The organism is bacterium (assembly GCA_040755755.1).
In the GTDB taxonomy this organism is placed as follows: Bacteria; SZUA-182; SZUA-182; order DTGQ01; family DTGQ01; genus DTGQ01.
This window is the reverse complement of the sequence record JBFLZW010000030.1, coordinates 142,298-165,025: the sequence shown is the minus strand read 5'-3', so window position 1 is coordinate 165,025 and position 22,728 is coordinate 142,298. Positions and strand designations below refer to the sequence as shown.

The 22,728-nt window shown below is 50.0% G+C and carries 15 protein-coding genes; 3 read left to right on the top strand and 12 right to left on the bottom strand.

What is annotated here, in order from left to right:
• Window positions 1-166 precede the first annotated feature (166 nt).
• Window positions 167-592: a hypothetical protein gene (locus AB1611_10035; GenBank protein MEW6379931.1), complete on the bottom strand. Its 426-nt coding sequence runs from the start codon at window positions 590-592 to the stop codon at window positions 167-169.
• A gap of 805 nt (window positions 593-1,397) precedes the next feature.
• Between AB1611_10035 and AB1611_10030 the strand changes: the two genes are divergently transcribed.
• From AB1611_10030 to AB1611_10020, 3 genes are all read left to right on the top strand, one after another.
• Window positions 1,398-1,988 carry a hypothetical protein gene (locus AB1611_10030; protein MEW6379930.1) on the top strand — a complete coding sequence of 197 codons (591 nt, stop codon included), beginning with the start codon at window positions 1,398-1,400 and terminating at the stop codon, window positions 1,986-1,988.
• A 201-nt stretch (window positions 1,989-2,189) separates the two neighbouring features.
• Complete coding sequence (locus tag AB1611_10025; GenBank protein MEW6379929.1) at window positions 2,190-3,137, top strand: pentapeptide repeat-containing protein; 948 nt, start codon at window positions 2,190-2,192, stop codon at window positions 3,135-3,137.
• 8 nt (window positions 3,138-3,145) lie between these two features.
• Window positions 3,146-3,817 carry a DUF1614 domain-containing protein gene (locus AB1611_10020; protein MEW6379928.1) on the top strand — a complete coding sequence of 224 codons (672 nt, stop codon included), beginning with the start codon at window positions 3,146-3,148 and terminating at the stop codon, window positions 3,815-3,817.
• A 4-nt stretch (window positions 3,818-3,821) separates the two neighbouring features.
• On the opposite strand, the gene AB1611_10015 is transcribed toward AB1611_10020, so the two are convergent.
• The 11 genes from AB1611_10015 to AB1611_09965 all read right to left on the bottom strand — a co-directional run bounded on the left by AB1611_10015 (window position 3,822) and on the right by AB1611_09965 (window position 22,648).
• Window positions 3,822-7,112: a sigma 54-interacting transcriptional regulator gene (locus AB1611_10015; protein MEW6379927.1), complete on the bottom strand. Its 3,291-nt coding sequence runs from the start codon at window positions 7,110-7,112 to the stop codon at window positions 3,822-3,824.
• A 220-nt stretch (window positions 7,113-7,332) separates the two neighbouring features.
• Window positions 7,333-8,100, bottom strand: coding sequence for an ABC transporter permease (locus AB1611_10010; protein MEW6379926.1), 768 nt, complete (start codon window positions 8,098-8,100; stop codon window positions 7,333-7,335).
• 74 nt (window positions 8,101-8,174) lie between these two features.
• On the bottom strand, window positions 8,175-9,092 hold the full coding sequence (locus tag AB1611_10005; protein ID MEW6379925.1) for an ABC transporter ATP-binding protein: 918 nt from the start codon (window positions 9,090-9,092) through the stop codon (window positions 8,175-8,177).
• A gap of 144 nt (window positions 9,093-9,236) precedes the next feature.
• Window positions 9,237-9,470, bottom strand: a complete 234-nt coding sequence (locus AB1611_10000) for a hypothetical protein (GenBank protein MEW6379924.1) — start codon at window positions 9,468-9,470, stop codon at window positions 9,237-9,239.
• Between the two features lie 183 nt (window positions 9,471-9,653).
• On the bottom strand, window positions 9,654-14,858 hold the full coding sequence (locus AB1611_09995) for an Ig-like domain-containing protein (protein MEW6379923.1): 5,205 nt from the start codon (window positions 14,856-14,858) through the stop codon (window positions 9,654-9,656).
• A 57-nt stretch (window positions 14,859-14,915) separates the two neighbouring features.
• Window positions 14,916-15,554: a hypothetical protein gene (locus tag AB1611_09990; GenBank protein ID MEW6379922.1), complete on the bottom strand. Its 639-nt coding sequence runs from the start codon at window positions 15,552-15,554 to the stop codon at window positions 14,916-14,918.
• A gap of 113 nt (window positions 15,555-15,667) precedes the next feature.
• Window positions 15,668-16,525 (bottom strand): FlgO family outer membrane protein, encoded by an 858-nt coding sequence (locus AB1611_09985; GenBank protein MEW6379921.1) that lies wholly within the window; start codon window positions 16,523-16,525, stop codon window positions 15,668-15,670.
• Between the two features lie 113 nt (window positions 16,526-16,638).
• Window positions 16,639-17,229, bottom strand: a complete 591-nt coding sequence (locus tag AB1611_09980) for a hypothetical protein (protein MEW6379920.1) — start codon at window positions 17,227-17,229, stop codon at window positions 16,639-16,641.
• 88 nt (window positions 17,230-17,317) lie between these two features.
• Window positions 17,318-19,006, bottom strand: a complete 1,689-nt coding sequence (gene ettA, locus AB1611_09975) for an energy-dependent translational throttle protein EttA (GenBank protein MEW6379919.1) — start codon at window positions 19,004-19,006, stop codon at window positions 17,318-17,320.
• A 920-nt stretch (window positions 19,007-19,926) separates the two neighbouring features.
• Window positions 19,927-21,948 (bottom strand): BsuPI-related putative proteinase inhibitor, encoded by a 2,022-nt coding sequence (locus AB1611_09970; protein ID MEW6379918.1) that lies wholly within the window; start codon window positions 21,946-21,948, stop codon window positions 19,927-19,929.
• 430 nt (window positions 21,949-22,378) lie between these two features.
• Entirely contained in the window at window positions 22,379-22,648 is a 270-nt protein-coding gene (locus tag AB1611_09965; GenBank protein MEW6379917.1) for a PIN domain-containing protein, read from the bottom strand.
• Window positions 22,649-22,728 lie beyond the last annotated feature (80 nt).

Sequence of the window (22,728 nt, the reverse complement as noted above, 5' to 3'; positions counted from 1 at the left end):
CGTAACTGCAAAGACAAAGGCAAATGCAAAGGACACCACAGAGACACTAAAGACACAGAGGGAAGCCCAGAGGAAAAACCTCTATGGTGCTTCGACCACGGCGCGGGATAGCGCCTTGCGCCACTGACCATTGGCCACTGGCCACTGATGACTGGTTATGGGAATTCTAAATTCTGAGGATTGAAAGGCTAGAAGTACGGAGGATAGCGCAAATTTGCCTGGATTTGTTAATAAATGTAATGAATCGGTTTTTCCCCTGGAGGTAGAGGATAGCATCTCCTTTCTGAGTGGTATCCTCATATCGAGGGCCGCTCTCTTCACCAAGGTAGTGTTTTTTAATTTCGGCAGCGTAGCCGCTGACTATCATGATCCGGGGGTGGGCCGCTTCCTTTTTCGTAGGGAGGTAGGGCACCGATTCCAGCATCTTGATTATTGCTCTCAATCTTTCAGCATTGATACCACTGTCTGACAGGTTCCTTGTGGGCAACATACGGGGAACATCCAGAATTTCATCAGGAATAGTACACGTACAAATGATAAATTCCGGGATGTCAAGGATCAGCAAGAGCAGAAAAATTAGTGCGGTTATCATTATTTTCAACCTAACGGAAATCACCTCAAAGACTCCTCTCTCGCTAACCATCAGTTCAAAACACCTCATTTCCTCTGGATAATAAAAGATAGCATTCCAGATGCCAGCATAAAAAAAAATGAAAGATGACATGGTCAGGATTGGAAATTATGAATTCTGAAGGAATGTAAGATATGGAGAAGTGTTATATTACACCTGCGGCAAGGTGTATAAATCTTATGACATGTCCATAATTATTTGGAAAACGTTCCTGGCATATCCTTATCCAATCACCAGGATTTGGTCTAATCAACGGTAAGCATATACCGCAACAGATTATCGGAAAGCCCCGGTTCAGGCACAATTACCGAAGAGATAAGATTTGTGCATCTCCTGGCATATAAATTGATCTAATAAGTACTGGATTGCAAAAATTTTTATGATTATCCCAAAAAGGTAAATGAGAGGGTGAAAGATGTAGTTAATATCAGGTGCATATAATTGTGAATATTGTGAATACGGAATCGGAAATTCATACTCGCGTTACCATACAGCCCTGCCGCTGAAGCTCCCGGATGCCGCTCCAAGAGAATTGCACTCCTTGCTTGTCCAAACAACGAGGATAGAAGAGATAACCAGAATGCTTATCCTATATTATACTGAAGATTTATTCATAATAGATTCAAATCGCGGTCCTCCTCTGGAGAGATATCAGTACTTTTCGTTCCTCCATACATTATTTATAAGGCAAAATATTGATAGAGAGATATCCCAAGAGAAAATTTACAGCCTCATGAAAAGATGAGCTTACAAAGGATTAATAGTCATGACACAAAAACCCGGCAAGAAAATATTCTTTATCAGCCTTCTTGGATTAATCTGTCTTCTGTTTTCCCCGGTTATTCATGCACAATATTGGACTCCGCTTCCTCCGTACAATACCTTATGGCCACTCTGGTCCCCGGTGCTGTCTCCCCCAGATCCTGTCACCGGGCTTCCCGTACCGACCGTAAGCGCCCTGTATCCGAGTACCGTATTGCCGGTACAACCTGGTTTGACCTGGGATCCGTCCCTCAGCTACCCCTGGCTTCTCTACAATACTCCTCTTGGAATGGCCTATTATGATCCGATCGCGGGCATAGACCTGTGGCCGCCAAGCTACCTGGTTGGCCCTTCAGGTCCGCTGCCTATTGTTTTGCCTGCTGACTATTCCTCTTTGGCTCCCATCGATTCCTCCTGGCTCACTACAAATGTGCCAATAGCCAATACAGCCTTCATCGCGTACCTGAAGCCAGTTGTTTTACCTCCAACGACACTGCCTCCTCTGATTACGCCGCCTACTACGATTCCTCCTGTTTCTCCGGCTCCCTGGACGCCGCCAACACTTTTAACGGCAAGTGCAATCCTGGGGTTGTAAAGCAGACATGAAAGGGGGTGGGGGGCCCCCTTTCCCATCCGGGTTATGCCCTTTGATTCCTTCTGACATCACACGGCTCAGGCCACACGGTATTGGGGCGGGGATAACGTGCACATTCAATTTGACAAAAAAGGGGTAAGTATAATATCATATTGAAATATTTTCACCGTTCATGCTCATTCATCTTGAGGGAGCGAAATCATGGGAAAAAACCTGGAAGGGGCTCATTGGCCGGGGCACAACCTGGCCTTTGCGGATTTTGGCGAGGCCCTGCTCTCCAGAGCTAATCTGGAGCGGGCGAACCTGGAAAAGGCGAATCTCTGGAGAGCCAACCTTGATTATGCCTATGCGCGGGAGGCATGTTTTAGGGACGCCACCATGAGGGAATTCCACAGCCAGAATATCAATCTCGAGCGGGCCTTTATGGAGGGGGCAGACCTTTGCGGCGCTCAGATGCCGGGATCTTTCCTGTACGGAGCCCATTTGGCTTACACCAACATGGAAGGGATTAACCTGCGCTCGGCGAACCTGACGCTCGCAAATCTTGCTCATGCAAAACTGATCAATGCTGATCTTTGGGGTGCCAATTTAAGTCAAGCCAACCTGGAGGGGGCCGTATTGATTAATGCCAATCTGGAGAGGGCCAATTTACAAAGATGCAATCTGGCCTATGCCCAACTGATCAATGTCTGTCTGAGAGGTTCCAATCTCAGCCAGACTGACTTTCAGGGAGCCATCGTTGATCAGGTCAGCCTGGAAGAGGCCAGCAACATCCAGCAGGCCAACTTCCACCAGGCCACTTTCAATGGGAAAATATTCCGCTTTATGAATTTTTCCAATGCATCCTTTCAAAACAAAGACCTTCGCCAGGCGGACTTTCAAGGTTCTGATTTAAGCGGTGCCCACTTTGAAGGTGCCCGACTGGATGGTGCCAATCTGAAGGATACGAATCTGATGTCCTGTAACCTGCAGGGGGCATCGATTCAGGATGCCCTGTTTGATTATTCCATTATGACCGGTGCCAACATCTCGCAAATCGAGCAATTTCACGGGGCCAGTTTTCGGGGAGCCAACTGGTGGTCTGCTTTCTGCGTGTCTCCTGCGCAGTTTAAAGAATATCTGCAAAAAAACTTCCCCGATCGCTTCTAGGGGATATCGTGGGGCACGGGCCGGTTTCAATACCTCACTTTCCATTCTCACTGCTATCCGCTCTTTTGCTGGTTATTCTCTTCCTGCTGATCAAAATTCAGGTCATTAAATATGCCTTTGAAAGAATCGGCATTCACCACCGCTCTCTTTTTCTTCTCCTCCTCCTGTCCCTCATGGGAAGTTATGTGAATATCCCGCTCTGGCAGATCCCTGCGGTCATTCCTCCCTGCCTTATCGGGCCTTCACGTTTTTGGACCTGGTTTGGGCCATCTGCTCTCACTGCCAGGACCACCGTAGCCATTAATCTGGGAGGGGCCGTTATCCCGGTTCTTATTTCTTTCAGGCTGATGACCAAAGCCCCTTCACCGGGAAAGACAACCCTGGCCACCCTGATCGTTGCGTTTATTGTTTATGCCTCTTCCCGGCCAGTGCCGGGCGTCGGGATTACCGTTCCCTCTCTGCTTCCCCCCCTGTGTGCTGCGCTCATTTCTCTTCTCATCGAGGGGCATGCAACTCCCCAGACCGCTTATATCGCCGGCAGCATCGGCACCCTGATTGGGGCCGACCTCGCCAATCTCCCGATATTCGCCTGGCTGGGTATTTCCACTGCATCCATCGGGGGGGCAGGAACATTCGATGGGATTTTTCTGAGCGGCCTGATTGCCGCACTTTTAGCCTGAATCATCAACCCTGCTTTTTATTCAGAAATCTCTCTTCGAGAGAGACGACTTTATCTTCCCGGTCAGCCCCTTTGACAGCTCCTTTACTAATCCCGTGCTTCTTCATCAGCCGCCACAGGGTAGACCGTGCAATCCCCAAAACCTGTGCCGTATTTCCCAGGTGCCCGCCCGTTTCCTGAAGAGCATGGGCAATCATCCGGGCTTCCATTTCGTCGAGGGTCCGGACCTTTTCTCCCTCCTCCTGCTCCAGATCCGTTCCGGTTGGTGATTCGCTCTTCTTTTTCTTTTTGGCCTTCTGGATTTCAATCGGGAAGTCCTCCGGCATGAGGATCTTCCCCTTGGCGCAGATGAACGCATGTTCGATGGTGTTTTCCAGTTGGCGGATATTGCCCGGCCAGTCGAAGCTGATGAGACAATCCATGGCACTGGAGGAGACCGAAGAGATGTTCCGGTTGAGTTTCTTATTGAAGTGCTCGATAAAATGGTTGACCAGAAGGGGGATATCATCCACCCGCTCTTTCAGGGAGGGGATAAAAATACTGACCACATTCAGACGGTAGTATAAATCCTCACGGAATTCTCCTCTGGCTACCGCAGCCTTAAGGTCCTTATTGGTGGCCGCGATCACCCGTACATTGACGCTGATGGTCTTCAAGGATCCCACCCGCTCGAATTGCCGCTCCTGGAGCACCCGGAGTAACTTCACCTGAATCATCGGAGAGATATCTCCAATTTCGTCCAGAAACAGGGTTCCCCCATCCGCCAATTCGAATCGTCCCATTTTATCCCTGACAGCACCGGTAAATGACCCCCGCACATGGCCAAATAACTCACTCTCCAGGAGCCCGTCGGACAGGGCCGAGCAGCTTACACCGATGAAGGGTTTATCCTGCTGGGGGCTGTTATAGTGAATTGCCCGGGCAATCAGTTCCTTTCCCGTGCCGCTTGCTCCCTGAATCAGGACTGTGGTGAATCCCTGAGAAACGATGGAGATAAGCTCATAAATTTCCTGCATTTTGTGATTTTTCCCGATAATGTTGCCGAACCGGTACCTCTCCCTGAGATCCCGCAGCCGGTTCTGCTCAAATTCAAGGAGCTGGCTCTCCAGACGCTTGCGTTCAGTAACATCGCGAAATACCTTGAGCAAAGAGATGGTTCCATCTTCCATCACCACAGGGCTTATGGAAATGTCCAGTGCCTGTCCCTTGAGAGAATCTTTGGTCAGGAATAAACTCTGCCGCCTCTCGATAACCTCCTCCAGCACGCAGGCATCACAGGGCCCGGTCCGGTTCCAGAGAGCCTGATAGCACACCCCTTGTATCTGGTCCCCAAAAATTTTCCGGCCGCTCTCGTTCATGTATTGAATGGTATAATTTTTATCGATAATCACTACTCCGTCACTCAGACTCTTCAGAATAGCCCGCAGTTTATCCCTGTTGACCTGAATTTCCCGCTCCAGCTTTCTCCTCTCGGTAATCTCGGTAAAGACCACGGATGCACCACGGTAATCCCCGCGGTCGTCGAAAAGAGATGACAGGCTGCAAATCAAGGTTAAATGCTCACCCTGCTGATTAGCCAATTCCATCTCGAATGAAAGGGCCTGATTTTTTTTGCTTTCTTCAATCGCCTCTTTCATTCTGACCTGGTTCTCGGCATCGAGAAAAATTCCATAATCCTGCCCGGCAATCTCTTTATGCTTATAACCAAGTACTTCGCAAAACTTCTGGTTCACGAAGGTGATTTTACCTTCATGGTTAATGACCATAAGGCCTTCGTTCATCTGCTCGACCAGATTCCGGTACCGGTTCTCGGATTCCCTGATCAGGATATCCATCTTTCTGGCTTTGGTAATGTCCCGTGTCATCTCGACTACACTGGCGACCTTGCCCTCATGATCCAAAATTGGGGAAGAACATATTTCGTAAAAGAATTTCTGATCCTTTTCCACTCCGATCACTTCCGACAGGTGAGAATTGCCATCGGCAAAGCTGGCCTTTACCACACATTTCGAGCATGGCTGATGCAGACCGCGGTAGATCTCATAACACTTTTTCCCGATCAGCCCCTCCCCGCTTCCCTTTGAATTGCTCCAGATCACCTGCAAATCCGGGTCGAGAATAACAATCCGGTCATTGATCGACTGCAATATTGCCCGCAGCTTGGCCTCCGACTTTTTAATCTTCTCCTCGAGCTGGATTTCCCTTGTCAGGTGCGCAACCCTGGCCTCTGTCTTTACCCGTTTATTATTGACGGTAATCAGCAAAACGCTTCCGACGGTCATGAGGATGATGAGCGCGAGCATAATAAGAGTAAATCTTTTCTGCAATCTGCCGATGGGATTGGATATTTCGCTGTAAGGCGTAAACATCGTCATGATCCAGGATCTTACCGGCAAATAGATAGGCGCGTAAGACAAGAGTTCCAACCGGCCCAGATTGGGACTGATGACCCGCAGGACTCCCTCGCTTTTTCCCAGCAAAAGGGCCAGAAAATCCTCGTTATTCTGAAAAGGAAAGACCTTGTTGTTTTCATCGATTCTCTTGATGTCTATGTCCTTGATACTCTTTCCGGTAAATTGCGGACACGGGTGCTCCAGGATCGTCCCGTCAGCATCCAGAATACTCACATAGCTTCCGCCCAGATTGACATGTCCAAGAAAATGGTCGGCCATCTTTTTGACATCGATGTCCGCAGCCAGGATACCAAGAAATTTTCTCCGCTCATGCCCGCTGGATGTATCAGTATAAAAAACAGGGACACTGACGCGGATCCTCCCCTCTCTTTTTTCATTAAAAAATAACCTTGAAATATGCAGTTTGGTTACATCGTTCACGCCAGCCGGATTCTTTCCCCGCCCGTAACCTGCCATGAGGTTCTCTCCTCTTCCCGGCAGTGCCGGAGCAGCAAGCCGCAGGTTCCCCTGCTGGTCAAAATAAAACAGCGAGACCAGAAAGCCGTTTTCCTTGGCATGAAGAGCATAGAGATTGTCCAGAGCTGCCTGCTTGATCGGCAGCTCTGAATCCTGGCCAGACTTCAGTTCGCTGAGGATGCACAGGTCTTTGATAACTTCTTTGATGAATCCCTCAATGCCCCGGGCCGCACTCTCTACCGAAGTCAGTTGATGCTTCTGGAACTCATTGACAATATTATCTTTGGATTGAGTATAAATGGAAAGGATAACGAAGATTAAAAGAATGACTGCTACAATACCGGTGATGATGATCGGGTGATTACTCTTGAAGATATCATTCAGGAATATCGTGCCCTTTTCTTTCAATTGCCTGCCGCTGATCATGCGAAGTTGTCTCCACGGCCCCCTCCCAAAGCCTTATTTAAATTAACCACTCACTATTAACCGCTCAATCTTGCCTGCCCGTCATGCCCGGCATCCGGAGAATTCCGGATGCCCGATGAAAGGCACAACTCAGATGTAAATTATAACATATTGAAAAAGAAAAAACCATTTTTCATTGCAGACCGGAATAAAGAATTCGGGTAACTACTCAGGCATAGAGCTATTTGAAGTCCCTCTGTTCAAAGATACAGATAGCCAGCGCAAGAAGAATGCTGATATAGAGGATGCCGTATAAAAAGGAAAACAGGATAAAATGAGGGGGCAGAGGGATATTGTGAACTACCAGGCCCTTGATGTTGAAATTTTGCAGATTGGGTATCAGGTAATAGAGAGACCTGGTGAGATGTCTCACCCAGACGAGCTCGGATTTGGCTCCAAATACTTTCAAATCCCGGCTCAAATGGCCGATCACATAGATGGCCAGGGTAAAGATTGCACTCAGGGTAGGAGTGGTGAAGGTCGAAAAGAGCAAGGCCACAGCGGTGATAATCATCAGTTCCAGAAAGATTAAAAAAATCGCCTCGATCAGCCCTCGCTGGATGTTTCCATCCATGAAGTAACTGATTGAAAGAAATACTCCTGTCATTATCAGAACATTAACCAGCAGAGTCAGGATGAGCCCCAGGTACTTGCCGATAAAAAACTGATACCGATGGACCGGTTTTGAAATAATATTGTAAACCGTCTTTCGCTCAATCTCTTTGTAAACCAGGCCAATGCCAACGAAAACGGCAATCAGCGTGCCAAATATCGAGATACTCGCCAGTCCCATGTCCTTGATGATCTTCTGCTGCTCCCCGATGGTCAGGGTCCCCAGCAGAATTGAACCTCCGATGATGAGCAGGGCAAACAGCAGCAGATTGTAGAGTATCCTGTCTCGAATGGCTTCACGAAAGGTGTTGATCATAATGGCCTGAATCTTGAACATGACATAACTCCCGGAAAAGAAAGTTATCAATTATCAGTTTTTCTGACCACTGACCACTGGCCACTGATCACTTTTTAACCCGCCACTTCTTTCAGAAAGATATCTTCGAGTGTTTCCCGAATCGGCGTCAGGGAGATCAGAGAACCCTGCCCTTCAGAAATAATCCGTATCACCTGATCGACCGATTCCCGGCTGGGAAGTGTGGCCAGGGTTTTGTCGGCGTGGTCCAGCATTCGGGTGGCAATCTGGCGGATTTTCTCTTTGGCAGCCTCTGCGAGTCCGGAAAAAGCGATTTCCGCTGATTTGAGCTTTGTCTCCACGAGGCTGTCTATCCTCCCGACAGCCTTCAGTTCCCCATTGACGAGGATCCCGACCCGGTCGCAAACCATTTCCACGTCAGACAGGATATGAGAGCAAAAGAAAATGGTTTTCCCTCTCTCCTTCAACTTCAATACAATATCCCGGATTTCTTTCCGGCCAATGGGATCAAGACCCGAAAAGGGCTCATCGAAAAAGATCACTCTCGGATCATTCATCAGGGCCTGGGCAATGCCGAGACGCTGCAGCATCCCCTTGGAAAATTTCCGCAGCTGCAGATGCGCCTTCCCTTTCAACCCCACCAGAGCAAGCAATTCATCGATTTTACCCTGGTACGATCCCCGGGAAATATCAAACAACCGTCCGTAAAAGCCCAAAAATTCCTGTGCTGTCAGATAGCTGTAAAAATATGGCTGCTCCGGAAGAAAGCCGACGGAATTTTTTACCTTCACATTCCTGCTGTCTTCTCCCAGAATATACGCAGCGCCCGCAGTCGGGTGCATCAATCCCAGAATGAGCTTTAAGGTGGTTGTTTTCCCTGCGCCGTTTGGCCCCAGATAGCCGAAGGTTTCCCCTTCCTCGATTTCCAGATCAAGTCCTTTGAGGGCTTCTATCTTCCTGGCAAAGCCTGTCTTGTAGGTTTTTTTCAAGCCTGTGGTTTTAATAGCAATCATAGTCTGGATTATGCAGCAATCATATGAAAAGAATAACCATAGTTCAGACGAAGATCAGACCGTATCACTGGATTGATTCTGTCCACTTACCTATTTATCTATCTTTTCGGATTGCAGGGTAAAAAGGTTCGGCAACTCCTCAGTTCAAGCTGGTGTTGAACTGCCCTGCCTTTTGGCCTGTATCTGCCTGACAACGAAAAAGATGATGAGTCCTGCCAGCGCAAATACCAATACCCAGGTGATGGCTCCCCAGTATTTCAGCCGTATGACATCCCACCACCCTTTTACCTGCATGATAACGCTGCTGTGACCACCGTGGGCATAGGCGATATCGGGGAAAATAAAAGAAAAAACCAGCAATAATAGGGCCTCTCTCATGTGGATCTCCTCCTTATGGTATTCTGAGTACCTGGTATTATAAGTTCACTGCTGCCCGTTTCCTTTCTTTTCGTCCTCGTCATAGCGGGACTCCGGTCCGGGAAAAATAAATCCCTCCCGACCCTGCCGAATCGGCAGGATCAGGAGGGGGGCAGGTATTTCGATGGAAACGGGAAGGACTACTTATTCCACCTCCATCCCCAGTTCCATAGCCAGGTTGATGATAGCTACCACTTCGTTCAGGTCGAACCGGTCGTTATGATTGGTATCGCCGGGAACGTAGCTTTTGCCTGACGGTTTAGTCGCTGAGGACAGATCGGTCCAGTTCAGGTGATAATTGATGGCTGTCTGGATGTCGGCGATGGTGAACGAGCCGTCGGCATTCACATCCGGCCCGATTGGTGTCACTTCCAGTGTTGTCGAAGTAGCCGCACTGTCATAGCTTGCGGTCACCGTATGGGTGGCGATGCTGTTCAGCAGCTTCAGGTTGGTGGTAATCTGGCCGTTCGAGTCGGTTTCGCCTGAAGTCACGCTGAGAGAACCCTTGTCCGTGGAAAGGGTGACAAGCTCATCCTCCATGGCATTCCCATACCGGTCATAGGCGGTAGCCGTAATCGTTACCGTATCACCTGGTGCCGGGGTCTGGGTATTTGCAGCCAGCGAAATGCTGTCATTGTCATCTCCTGGATCGGTTTCAGCACTGATGGTAAAGGTCTTGGTAATCGGGGAGCCGGTCAATGGTGCGCCATCGGAGGATACTCCACTGATAGTCATGGTATACGTTCCGGCTTTTGTTCCGATATTCAGACCCACCGAGACTGCTCCCGCCGAAGTGGTTTTGACGGTAATGGGGGAGGTAGTCACGCTGGAGCCGGTTTTTAAGGTTCCCGTATTGACCCTGTATACACTGGTTACCCCGTCGGCATCGATGAGCGCATCGGAGCTTACGCTGAAGGTGATTTCCGCATTCTCGACCATCTCGTCCGGGTCCAGAATTTCGGAAACGGTTACCGCAAACGGCCCGACACCAAAGGCTTCCGTTCCTCCCGCTGCCAGGGTTTCGCTGGTGTAGTCACAGGTCAGTTTCGCTGCCTGTTTTACATAGACCATGGTCACACTTCCCGTGGCAGGAACAACGTCCCCATGGGGAATAGACACTTCCTGGCCGGTAGTGTTGTCGAGGGTCAGCAGTTGATCACCCGCGACATCGGTGGGGACGGTAAAAGAAACCGTACCCAGGGTGATCTTGTCGTCGGGCGAGGTGGAAAAGGGCTCCGTCCCGTAGATGGAAATCATCAAACTCAGGTAGTCGTCATTGGGATTAAGATCGATGATACTTGTTGTCGCCGTAAGATCGGTCAGGCTGGTATTCAGGGTAAAAGCCGTGTTCGGATCGATCTGTCCGACAACATTGGCCATACCGCCTGAATTCAATACCTGGAATTTATTCTTATCATACTTGATCAGGGCCTTGGCTGAGATGAGATTCCCGGCGCCATTATTATGCAGCACCAGATCAAGGGTTACATTTCCACCCGGCGAAGTGATGCCGCCCTGGGTGGTGGTATCGGCAAAAAGGCCGAGAATCGCACTCCCTTCGGGTGCGTAGGTGATAGAGCTGGAGGCGGTGTCTTCCTCCAATTCGGAATCATTATCATACACCCTGATATCGTATGTCCCGGCATCCTGCGAGGGAGCGGTAAAGGTGAGCTCGAAGGCATCGGCTATGGTCACGGTACCGACATCGTCGCCGTTTACAGTTACCTTGATAGTCGCGGCATCGTCAAAGAACCCGGAACCGATGAGCTTAACGGTATCACCGCCTTCCTGCGTCTGAACATTGGTAACCACAGTGTTGATCTGCATCTGGTATTTGACCAGGGCACTGAGCATTCCGCCAGGGCCATTGGCGATGAAGAGGTGATTTTTCTTCTTGAGGCTGCCGCCATCCACATTTCCGAAAGCGATTCCCCTGGCCTCACCAAAGGTATTCATACTGTCCCTCAGATCCAGGTGGCTGGTGTCGGCAACATCCAGGGAAAGGACTGCCCCATAGCTCATGGCCACATAGAGGGTACTGTCAGCATATGCAATGTCACAGGCTTTGCCGTCAACCTGGCCGGTGGAGGGATAGATGGCCTTTTTGACCGGCGCACTGGGGTCGCTGATATCGAGGACAATCACTCCCCTGGTGCCATAGGCAACAAATGCATACTCGGGGTCGGTCGGATCATCCAGGGTTATTGAATAGGCCTCATGGTTTGATCCGTAATAAACCGAGCTGTAGGTATAGGTCCCGCCGTCCAGCAGGGCTGCATCGGTGAAACTGTCATCTTCGTCCGGATCAAGCTCGACAATGACCACACCTATCGTACCGGCAGCCACATAGACCAGGTTGTTAGCGGTGTCCACATCCACCCCATAGGCATAACCACCTGTAGGCAGGGAAACCCTGGCCACTACGGTTACGACGCCGGTAGTTGCATTAAAGCTCAGTATGACCAGACCGGCCGATCCATTGGCTACAGCCGCATAATGCGTACTTCCGACCTTGAAGTACTTGATGTCTTCGGCTGCCGCTCCATCGGTGGTTTCATTATTGCCGGTCAGACTGTCCGCTGCTGTGGCGTCGTGCTGAACTATGTAGCCGGTCTTATTGCTTACTGCCGAGTCGCCGGGCAGTAATGCAGTTGCACCGGAGTTCACTAATTTGACGCCTTTCGTGCCATCGGCGACCAGGATAACGGAATGGGCAAAGTCAGTAATATAGGCAAAATCGACGCCTCTGGCATCGTAGATATCCCACTCGTCACTTACATCTCCGTTAGCAGTAAAACCACCGCCTGTACCATCCTTATCCACATCGGTCAGGATGACAGGATCCCAGGCGGTATGGAGAGTAGGGTCAGTGACGGTATAGCGTCTGATACCTTTGCTTCCGTCAGCTACATAGACGTAGTCATTTGACCCGGATGCACCATCCGTATACAGCGCGATATCTTTGGCATATCCGCCGAAATTGTCTTTGCCCCCGCCAGCGGCTGCCTCGTTCAGGGCGATGGTATTGTTTGCTTCGGTCGCCTTGAAGCCGACCTGCTGGATTGTCGTGGTGACGCCATTATCAACACCGTATACATAGCCATCAACGACGATAATCTCTTCGGCAGCTTCCACCAAGGTACCAGAGCTGAAGCCGTCCCAATCAGTGTCGCCCAAACGGTCCATCGCCACTTTGGTGATCTTGCCGGCATCGTTTATGTAAATATCCACTCCATCTCCCGTAATGAGAGAAGCTGCATCGATCGTGACCGTTGAAACTGTGGAGTCATCGCCGGATGCAAATGACGTACTGATCCTGGCCAGTTTCAATGTGTCGATGCCGTAGGCATATCCATCCTGGATAAACAATTGTGTAGAGCCTGCTGTAAAGGCAATGGCTGAGGTGGTAGCATTGCCTGAACTGTCCACCCGGTTCAGTTTTCCATCTGCTGTCAGGCAATATACATAGGTTCCATCGGTAGCAAGTTTGACTATGTCGGCGCCCAAAACTACAAGGTCAGTAGGAGCAGCAGTAATATCTGCCTTAGCCACTTGAAGAAGTGTCGTTGCAGCGCCCTGCTTAACCCCATAAACATAGTTTCCCGCAACAACCAAATCCGTCGTGGCGTAACTCGCGGGAGATAAGGTTTCAGCACCAAACGCTGGAGTTACCGTATCGACAACAACTTTACCAAGTTTATTGTTCGTTCCTTCCAGAAAGTAAATTGCTTCTTCATCCGCACTGTCATAATAAAGTTTGCTGATGACACCTGCCACCGAATTCGTAACATCAACTTTTGATAAATCGCTTTTTTGGATCATGGCAATGATATCATCATTGGGAGCTGCATCATCAGCACTACTATCGATTGCAAAGAGATAATCTCCCACGCAGATCATGTTGGCAGCACCGCCAGTATCCAAGATTGCAGCGGTGAGCGCAGTCTTCGCACTCAGGGTGGCATCGATATTATAAGAAGCCAGTTTGCCGTTGGTTGTTCTCACATAAATTATGTCATCATCGATAACATAATCAGCTATGGCTGTCGTTACGTTCTGATTGACAATATTATCAATATTGATCGTCGCTCTGACCAGACCCGCTTCCCCCCAGGCCACAACGGTATACAACGTATCGGTGTCAACAACAAAATCCAGGTCAAAAGCTGTACCTTTCAGCCGGTTATAGGAGCCGGTCGAATCTATATACGATCCAGCGTCGCTGAGCGTAAGATCAACCGGGTTGGCGGGATCGGATACATCCACCACCTGAACACCGTTCTGGCCGTTGGCAATAAAAGCAGTGGTGCCAAAAAGCTTTACATCGTAGGCATATCCGCTGTATCCGGTCGCATAGGTGAAGGCAGTTACTGCGCCGGTTCGGGCACTATCATCCGTCGGCATGCTGGTAGGATTGGTGACATCGAAAATTTTCAGCCCCTGGGGGCCGTCGGCGACAAAAGCGTAGAGGGTACTTCCGAACCGTACCACGTCAAGGCCGGTGGCCGTACCACTGGTATCCGTCTGATAAATATCGTTAGTAGTCGGGTAGGAGGCAGTCTCCAGTTCCAGACCGGTGAGGTCAACGGCTTTCAGCCCCTCAACACCGTCAGCAATAAACAGGTAGGGATCATAATCCTCCCCGTCACCATCGTAATCGGCAGTGCTGTCATTATCTATATCAGCCACATAGACCAGATCACAGGCTCCGGTATTGTTGGGAGTTTCACTGTCTGTATCCAGTTCGAGGGTTGCTGCCAGGCTGATGCTGGTGGGAGTAGTAACGTCAAAGATATAGAGAAGAGTGTTTGGCGGCAGCGGCTCACCGTCTTCGATATTTACCTGCGGACGATAGGCCAGGGCATAAGCATAGTATTTACTGGTACTACCCGTCGCGGCCACGGTTACCGCCCTGACATTGGCGACTCCATAGGAGCTGGCCAGCGTCGGGGTGCCTACCGTATCCACATTGATGACATACAGATTCACTCCATCGGCATAAAAGGCATATTCCGTAGTGCCTATGGTGATTCCATCCACAGCGGTTTTAAAATTGGTAATTTCCAGACCGGAAGCACCACCCGTATAACTTGCGGTCGAGGAAGGATATTCACTGGTCAATATCGGAGGACCGTCCTGAGAATAAATCTGCAAGCCACTCTCGTTGCCTGCCAGGAAGTATTTAGTCCCTCCGATGTCCACCACCTTTACCGAATAAAACTTACCCCCTGAATGCGCCAGCGGAGTAATGGATTGCAGGGTGGTTGCAGCCCAGAGAGCGGGTGCAGCAGCAGACAGCAGCAGAATAAAGAGCGTCAAGGCTAGCAAAAGGGGTTTTTTTGCTGACATTGTGGGTTCCTTTCTCAATGAATATTGTGCCGTCGGTGATCCATTTTTTATTTTCATCTATTTGTGCCATCCGATGAGCGATCCGATGAAGCAGCTTCCCTTGCTGCCGCCGCCTGATTTCTTGGGGGGTGGGGTGGTATTGGCCACCTCGATCTTGTCGTTAAAAATTGCGCCCGTAACATCCGCCACTTTCAGCAGCCTGGCGCTGCTATCGCTGGCCTGATTCGGGCCCAGCATGATATTATAGTTAAAAGCAACATCGTCCTCTTCCGGCGTGACACCCGGTTTGACTCTGAAGTTGATATAAAACATTTCTCCTTCTGGCAGAGGTGTATCGTTATAGTCTTCAACTCCGACACCGACCTTGATAATACCCTGGTCATTTTTGGAGAGATTCGGCGTTACGGCTTTATTGCTGACATTGGAAGAGGCAACCAGGTCTTCCTCGGAGAAAAGATCGAAAACTTCAGTATCATATTCTATGGAGGTAGTCAGGCAGACAGGGACTACTGCCGAGCCTTTTTGGATTCCGAAGTGCACTCTGTGGATTTGTCCGCCCGGTGAGGTTACATTCTCCTTCTCGAAGGAAAAGACGACCTGATCCGATGCAGGTGCTGCCAGGGTTTGAGCCGGAGAAAAACCAGCCATAAAGAGAAGCAGGAAGGTGAGGATATAAGTTTTTGGAAAGCGGTTCATCAATAGTCCCTCCATTCTGGATTTGTAAAATAGTATGAACATGAGCAGCGATAGACTTTATTACCGGTTTTATCACCCGCTTCGTTATCCGGTTTTTCATTCTCTTACTCACCTTACTCATCTTGTTTATCGTCCATTTTATTTGCCGGGTTCTTGATTTTCCCGTCACCTTGCCTGCCGCCCGGCACATCATCCGGTTCATCGATTGGCAGTTCATCGATGGGATCTCCATTCTTCTGTACTCCCCGAACAGGTATGGATACTTCATCTCCCTGCTGGTCAGAAGATGACGGTGAGGCCAGGGATGCCGGTTGGGCCAGGATTTTCCTTTGGCTGATCAGTTCCAGAATATTTCTGTCTTTCGGCAGCTCACAGGTCCCGATGGAGATAACCTCCAGGTTTTCCAGGGAAACCATCCTGATATTCAGGTAGATGTTATCCTTCCCCACCTGATAGGAGCCATATACAATGGATTTCACGCCGGAATTGACCAGCTTTTTTATCAAAGGGCTATCCTGGGAAAGGGTGAAGGTGCCCGGATTTTTGCCCATCTGTTTCAAAAGCTCTTCCTCCGCGTTGTGCCAGGGGCAGAGGATGCGAAAGTCGTTCAGGTATAATTCCGTCTTGAGCTGCTCAGCAAGATAGCGTCCAAATGAACTGACTATGTTCTGCCTGTCCAGTTCCTGAATCGGCAGGACGATCAGCGGAGCTTTCTGGGCCTGACTGACCTTCAGGACCGCAGTCAGTTGTTCGGCCAGGAATGGCGCCTTAAAGCGCCCGGCTGAATAATTCGGGTAATCGTGAACAGGACAGGGAGAGAATACCGGCACAGCGGAGTAGCGTTTGCTTGTCCGGCCAAGATCCCGCAATGGTGAGCAACCCACAAGGGCAAGGACTTCCAATATCCAGGAGATAATCACCATGGTCATGGACCTGAACCTGAGCCTGGACCTGGGTCTGAACATCGGCATACAGTTTCCTTATGATATCAGCATGATCTCATAACGGTTTCGCAACGATTTCATAGGATGGTCCGGTATGAGGCAAACAGCACGAGAGGAGCCCTTTGGAGGGTGAGAGAACACTAGAGGAGTCTTTGCAGGGTGAGAAACAGGTATCGTGTCTTGAGTTCTTCGTTGCCGAAGTTCAGGATTCCCTCCCTGATACCGGCTCCCGCAAACCACTTTGGTTTGATCGAGATATTTACCGCCAGGTTGATTCCCATGCCTATTCCCGTATAGGATTTCTCGCTGTTATCCTTATCGGCTACTTCCATCTGGATAAATCGGATATCGGGACCGAGTTTGAAATCCATGGAGGGAGAGGAAAAGGCTATGAGATTGACTCCGGCTTTCAGAAAGGGGCCTTTCAGATAAGCTGTCACCGAGGCGGAACTATTGTCAAGATTAAGGTAACCGAGGCCGATTACCCCTGAAAACGGGTTCGAAGAACCCGTCTTTTCATATTCAAATTCCAGACTGCCTCCCCGAAGGTCGTGGAGTGCTTTGCTGACAGTGCTCGAATTCACTCCGCCATACGATAATCGGCAGGCAACTGCCGACGGAGGTCTGAGATAATGCGGGTCCACCAATCGATCTTTCAGAGCGCAGGAGCCGTCGCGGGTAAAAATCACCAAACTGGAAAAAAGCACGAATACCGCACCGAATTTTTTCATCTGAGAATTTCTCCGCCTTCTTGTATGAAGAGGCCGGCAATCCCGGCAGATTGATAGTTTATAGCGGTTCCCCTCGCTCCCTAACCCTCTACTTCCGGGTCAACTGACGGTATCTGATCCGGTGGGGCTGATCTGCTGCCGCGCCAAGCCGCGCTCTTCGGTCCGCTTCGTAATCGGAATAGTTGCCCTGGAACCAGACGACTTTGCTGTCACCTTCAAAGGCAAGGATATGGGTGGCGATCCGGTCGAGAAACCATCGGTCATGGCTGATCACCACCGCGCAACCGGCAAAGTTTTCCAAAGCCTCCTCAAGAGCCCGCAGGGTATTGACATCGAGATCATTGGTCGGCTCATCGAGAAGGATCACATTGGCCCCCTCTTTCAGCATCCTGGCGAGATGGACCCTGTTTCTCTCGCCGCCGGAAAGTGTGCCGACTTTCTTTTGCTGATCCGTGCCCGAAAAGTTGAACCGGGCGACATAAGCCCGTGAATTGACCTGCCTGCTCCCCAGTTGAATCGTGTCGAGGCCGTCCGAGACCACCTCCCAGACCGTCTTATCCGGATCAAGAGCATTTCGGCTCTGATCGACATAGGCCAGTTTGACTGTCTCGCCGATCCGGAAGGTTCCGCTGTCCGGCTGCTCCTGTCCGGTGATCATCTTGAACAGCGTCGTCTTTCCAGCCCCGTTCGGTCCGATCACACCGACGATACCTGCCGGTGGCAGGGAGAATGTCAGGTTCTCCACCAGAAGCCGGTCTCCATAGGCCTTGCTGATGCCATCCGCCTCGATGACCACATTCCCCAGCCGGGGGCCGGGCGGAATATAGATTTCAAGGTCACGCGCCTGTTTCTCACTCTCCTGGGCCAGAAGGGTCTCGTAGGAATTGAGGCGCGCCTTGCTTTTGGCGCTTCGGCCTTTGGGCGTCATCCTGATCCATTCAAGCTCTCGCTGGAGAGTTTTCTGCCGCTCGGTCTCGGCTTTTTCTTCCTGCTGGAGGCGGACCTGCTTTTGTTCCAGCCAGGATGAATAGTTGCCCTGCCAGGGGATACCGGCCCCCCGGTCCAGTTCGAGGATCCATCCGGCCACATTGTCGAGAAAATAGCGGTCGTGGGTCACGGCAATGACCGTGCCGGGGTAGCGCTGCAGGTGCTGCTCCAGCCAGGCTACCGATTCGGCATCGAGGTGGTTGGTCGGCTCATCGAGCAGCAGGATATCCGGCTCCTGAAGAAGCAGGCGGCAGAGGGCCACGCGCCGCCGCTCACCGCCGGAAATAACCTTGACCGGGGTACTCGCGGGCGGACACCGCAGGGCATCCATGGCCATATCGAGCCTGCTGTCAAGGTCCCAGGCGTTGAGGGCATCGAGCCTCTCCTGCACCACCCCCTGGCGATCGAGGAGTGAGGCCATCTCGTCGTCAGACATCGGCTCGGAAAATCTCTCGGTGATCTTTTCATACTCTTTCAGCAGATCGACCGTTTCCTGGACGCCCTGCTCTACAATTTCCCGCACTGTTTTTGATTCGTCAAGCTGCGGCTCCTGTTCGAGAAAGCCGATCGTATGACCGGGAGAGATGGCGGTCTTGCCGAGAAAGTCCTTATCGACTCCGGCCATGATCCGAAGCAGCGAGCTTTTCCCTGAGCCGTTCAGTCCGATAACGCCTATCTTGGCACCGTAGAAGTACGAAAGATAAATATCCTTGAGGACCGCTCTCTTGCCGTAATATTTACTGACTCCGATCATGGAGTAAATGACCTTGTTCGGTATGTTGTTGCTCATTTCCGGTTTTCCAAGCCTCCTGGTAAATAGGTATATAAAGCATGAATCCCTGCCATACATTCAAGCTGGCGGATAACGATTCAAGCTGGTGAATAAAGTGAATTATCATAATGCCTCTCATGCTGTCATGTCAACCGAAAAGATGCCAGCACAGTCAGGGGTCAGGTGGCGCATGCCAGGGGAAAGGTTGCCCTCAATTGTCTCTACACAAGGTGATAGTGGTTATCCATGAGGCAATATGCGTTTTACCGGGCTTCTGGATTCTCGCCTGCGCGGGAATGACGATTGCTTTGCATGATGGCCGATTGCAGAACCTTGTCCCCGCAGGTATTAAGCGGGGACGGGGAATGGTTGCCATACTCGTAACAAATCGGTAATGCACCCGTGGATAAAGGCACTGAAGAAGTATGGCTACTGGCCTGTACAAGCACAGGTAAATTTGAGTTAACCCCACTCTCCGTGGGCTGCAATCCAGCCTGTATAAACCGGCAGGTTGACGGGAAGGGAGGATTTTGCCCTTGGTCCCCCAATATTTTCACGGTAAAATATCAGCAACTGGTATCTGGTTCCCCTCAAATACCGTGAAATCAAGTCCATCAATTATCGTGCACGGTCTCAGTGCCATTCTGCCTAAATATGCCAAGGTACTCCAATTTCGTCGAAACCATCACAACCTCAATGCCTCTGAAAGAGTTACCTTTATTGTGAAGTCAATAATACAAAAGGCTCGGGAACAAACTTCATCGTTGACCGGCATTGGGTGGACAGGTAAGCGTGGTAAACGTTTCATACCGGGATGCATTTCGGGACAGGCTATGACTGGAGCCCCCTCTCCCCTTATCCCTTCCCCTCTGGCCCCTCTGGGGGAGGAGAGTAAGGGGGAGGGGGCTGACTGGCCGCGTAGGTAAGAATGCCTCTCCTCAAGGAATAATTACTTGAGGGATAGTTCCGGACAATTTTCCGCTCGATTTATTGAAAAAGTTCACCTCATAGGTACCGGCAGGCAGATCGACCACTTCGGCAGTAATATCGTAGTTGCACATGCAGCGGCATCCGCTTCCCTTTAACTTCTCTTCTTCATAGACGTTGATAACCTGGCCCTCTATGCTCATGGTTACCGTGATCTCTTCGATGCAGCAGTTGAAGGAAGCATTGGTATGCTTCAGGAAAAGGATACCACTATCCTGTTGATAACTATAGCTGAATTTAAGTTCCTCGGTTAAGGACAGGGAAACATCCCCCCGGGTTGCGGTCTTGCAGCCGCTGTTGGCGAAGCTCTTAATGCGGGGTTCACCAATCGTAATCGTAGTAGCATCTTTTCCTGAATAATCAGAGGAGGTTAAAAAGGCCTCCAGGGTATAGGTTCCAGGCGGCACCAGGGAACCCTGACTATCCTTTTGGTCCCATCGGTCCTGAAAGCTCAGGGTTTCTCCCGGCTCCAGTTCGATGAAAGCCAAGCTGAGAGTGAAGAACTTGTTGTCGGATAATCGAAATATCTCTTTGCCTGCGCTATCTTTCACCACACCATCAAATCTCTGGCCAGAGGTAAAGTTAAGGGTAATCGGCTCAGCTCCACGATAATTTGTTACCGTGAAGGTAATGATAATTTCCTCCCCCTGAGAATACAAGGCCTTATCCGTTCTTACGGTATAGGTCAAGGGTGCTGCCAGCAGGGCGGGAGGAGTGTCGGGAGGCTGGCTGACCGTATCGATTACGGCATACACGATAAACTCCTGTGCCGGATCGACTCCGGTCTCCCAGGGACGATGGCAGGTAAAAGACAGGGCCGTTTCTCCTGCGGCCAGAGCTTTCAGGAGCCATACATCGGTGCCACCCGTGCCGAGCAGCCCAGCGGGTGAGTCAAGATAGGAGTGGTCATGCAATGCCATCAACGATGTGTCCCACTCTCCCTGCCATTGATAGCCGGTCGAGACATTGGCTTTCAGGTTGATCTGGACCAGGCTCCCCTGGCTGATATGAATAGTCTTTTCATGGTATGATTCATCGATAATCAGATCTGCAATCGACAGCCTGGTGGAAGCGCCGATCTGATAATCTTTGCCGGAAGGAGTCAGGAAGGCTTCCACGGTATAGACCCCTCCTGAAACCGGTGCCCCCTGGTCGTCCTTTTGATCCCACTGGCTCCGGTAGGTTCTTACTTCCCCCGGCTGCACTACCAGATTGGCCAGACTAAGGGTATAGAACTGGTGCCGGGATTGCTGCCAGACCTGATTTCCCGCTTCATCCTTAATGATAATATCATACTGTTTTCCGGAAGAAAAATGAAGGTCAGCAGGCTGTCCCCCCGTGTTGGTTACCGTAAAGGTGATGGCAGCCGGTTCTCCGCTCTCATACCCGGTTTTGTCCGTTACTGCCGTGCATTCCAGAGCAGCCGCCTCCTTCGGGGAAGGATTAATGACAGAAGGCTTGAAGCCGAAGAAATCATTGAAATTAAAAATCAGGCCATAGGCTCTCCCATAGGGGTTTCCAAATATCCCATAGGTATCGGAGGAGCCATATCCCCACCGGGGCAGGCCAGGGGTGTAGTCGTATTGCAGGGAGTCCCAATACCCCTGATAGTTGTTCCGATAGCTCTTATACGAGGCAGAATCAGAGAAAGTGGCCTGCTGCCTGAGACCAAAGCTCATAACCGGCTTATAGCCGGTATTATATTCAGGAAAAGACCAGGGCAGATAGGAGAACAGGTAAGGTGCTGAACCTTCCTTTTGATTCACCTCAGTGATCCAGGGCAAATCACCGGCTGATGAGCCTGATGGGGGATCATACAACAGGACCGATATCGATATCGGGTTACTCACACTTTGACTATACAATTGGCTGTACAGGCGACTTTGGGCAAAAGCTGTCGAAACAGCTAAGCCGGAAATAAGTAAAAAAACACCAAAAAAAGGAACTCTTTTATACCTGTCTCTTGATTTCATCTCGCTCCACTCCTTTCGCTGAGAGCCTGGTAATGCTCCACTGATAACCTAATTCTCGACAAAAAGTAAAGTTTTTAACCCGTTTGCAGTATAATGACCTGTCCTTTTTGGCTATAAGGTGAAAAAGGAAGACGACAATCTCTGTTACCCTGCCAATGGCTGTGCAATATATATGGATAAATAGATCAGAATTTTTATTTACTATATCTTATAGCAATATTCATGCCATCGTGGTTTTTCAAATTCCAGAATGTGGGGATAATAAGATGGATTAGCTAAAAGAAAGGTTTATCAGCAGGTTAAAGGAGGTAATCTGACTATCGTGCCTGAGCTTTGGTAATCAGATATTGTCATGGAACCTCAGATTTCTGAGAGCCTTTCTCAGAAATCTGATAGCTGTGGATTAATCAAGAGGTCGATCAGGATTATATTATTCCAGGATCTTAACAAACTTCGATTGCCGGATCACCGGATCATTCGTAATGAGGGGAACATCGAAGTATCTGGCTGTGGCAGCAATAAGCCGGTCGTGTAATTCGGGGATGTCGGTTATTTCGGAAGCTGTTTTAAGGATATCCAGACTGAGTGGCTCGAATTGATAGTTCCTGCTTTTCATAAGATCTTCTGTTTGAAGCAGATTGATCCTGATCCTGTTCTTTTCAAATAGGTACAGAACTTCCATCAAGACTACAGCAGGAATAATGAAATATTTTCACCCCGATCAGCAGACCAAAAAGCCTGATGACAGTTGTGATTGATAACCTTTTGCCCCATCACAAA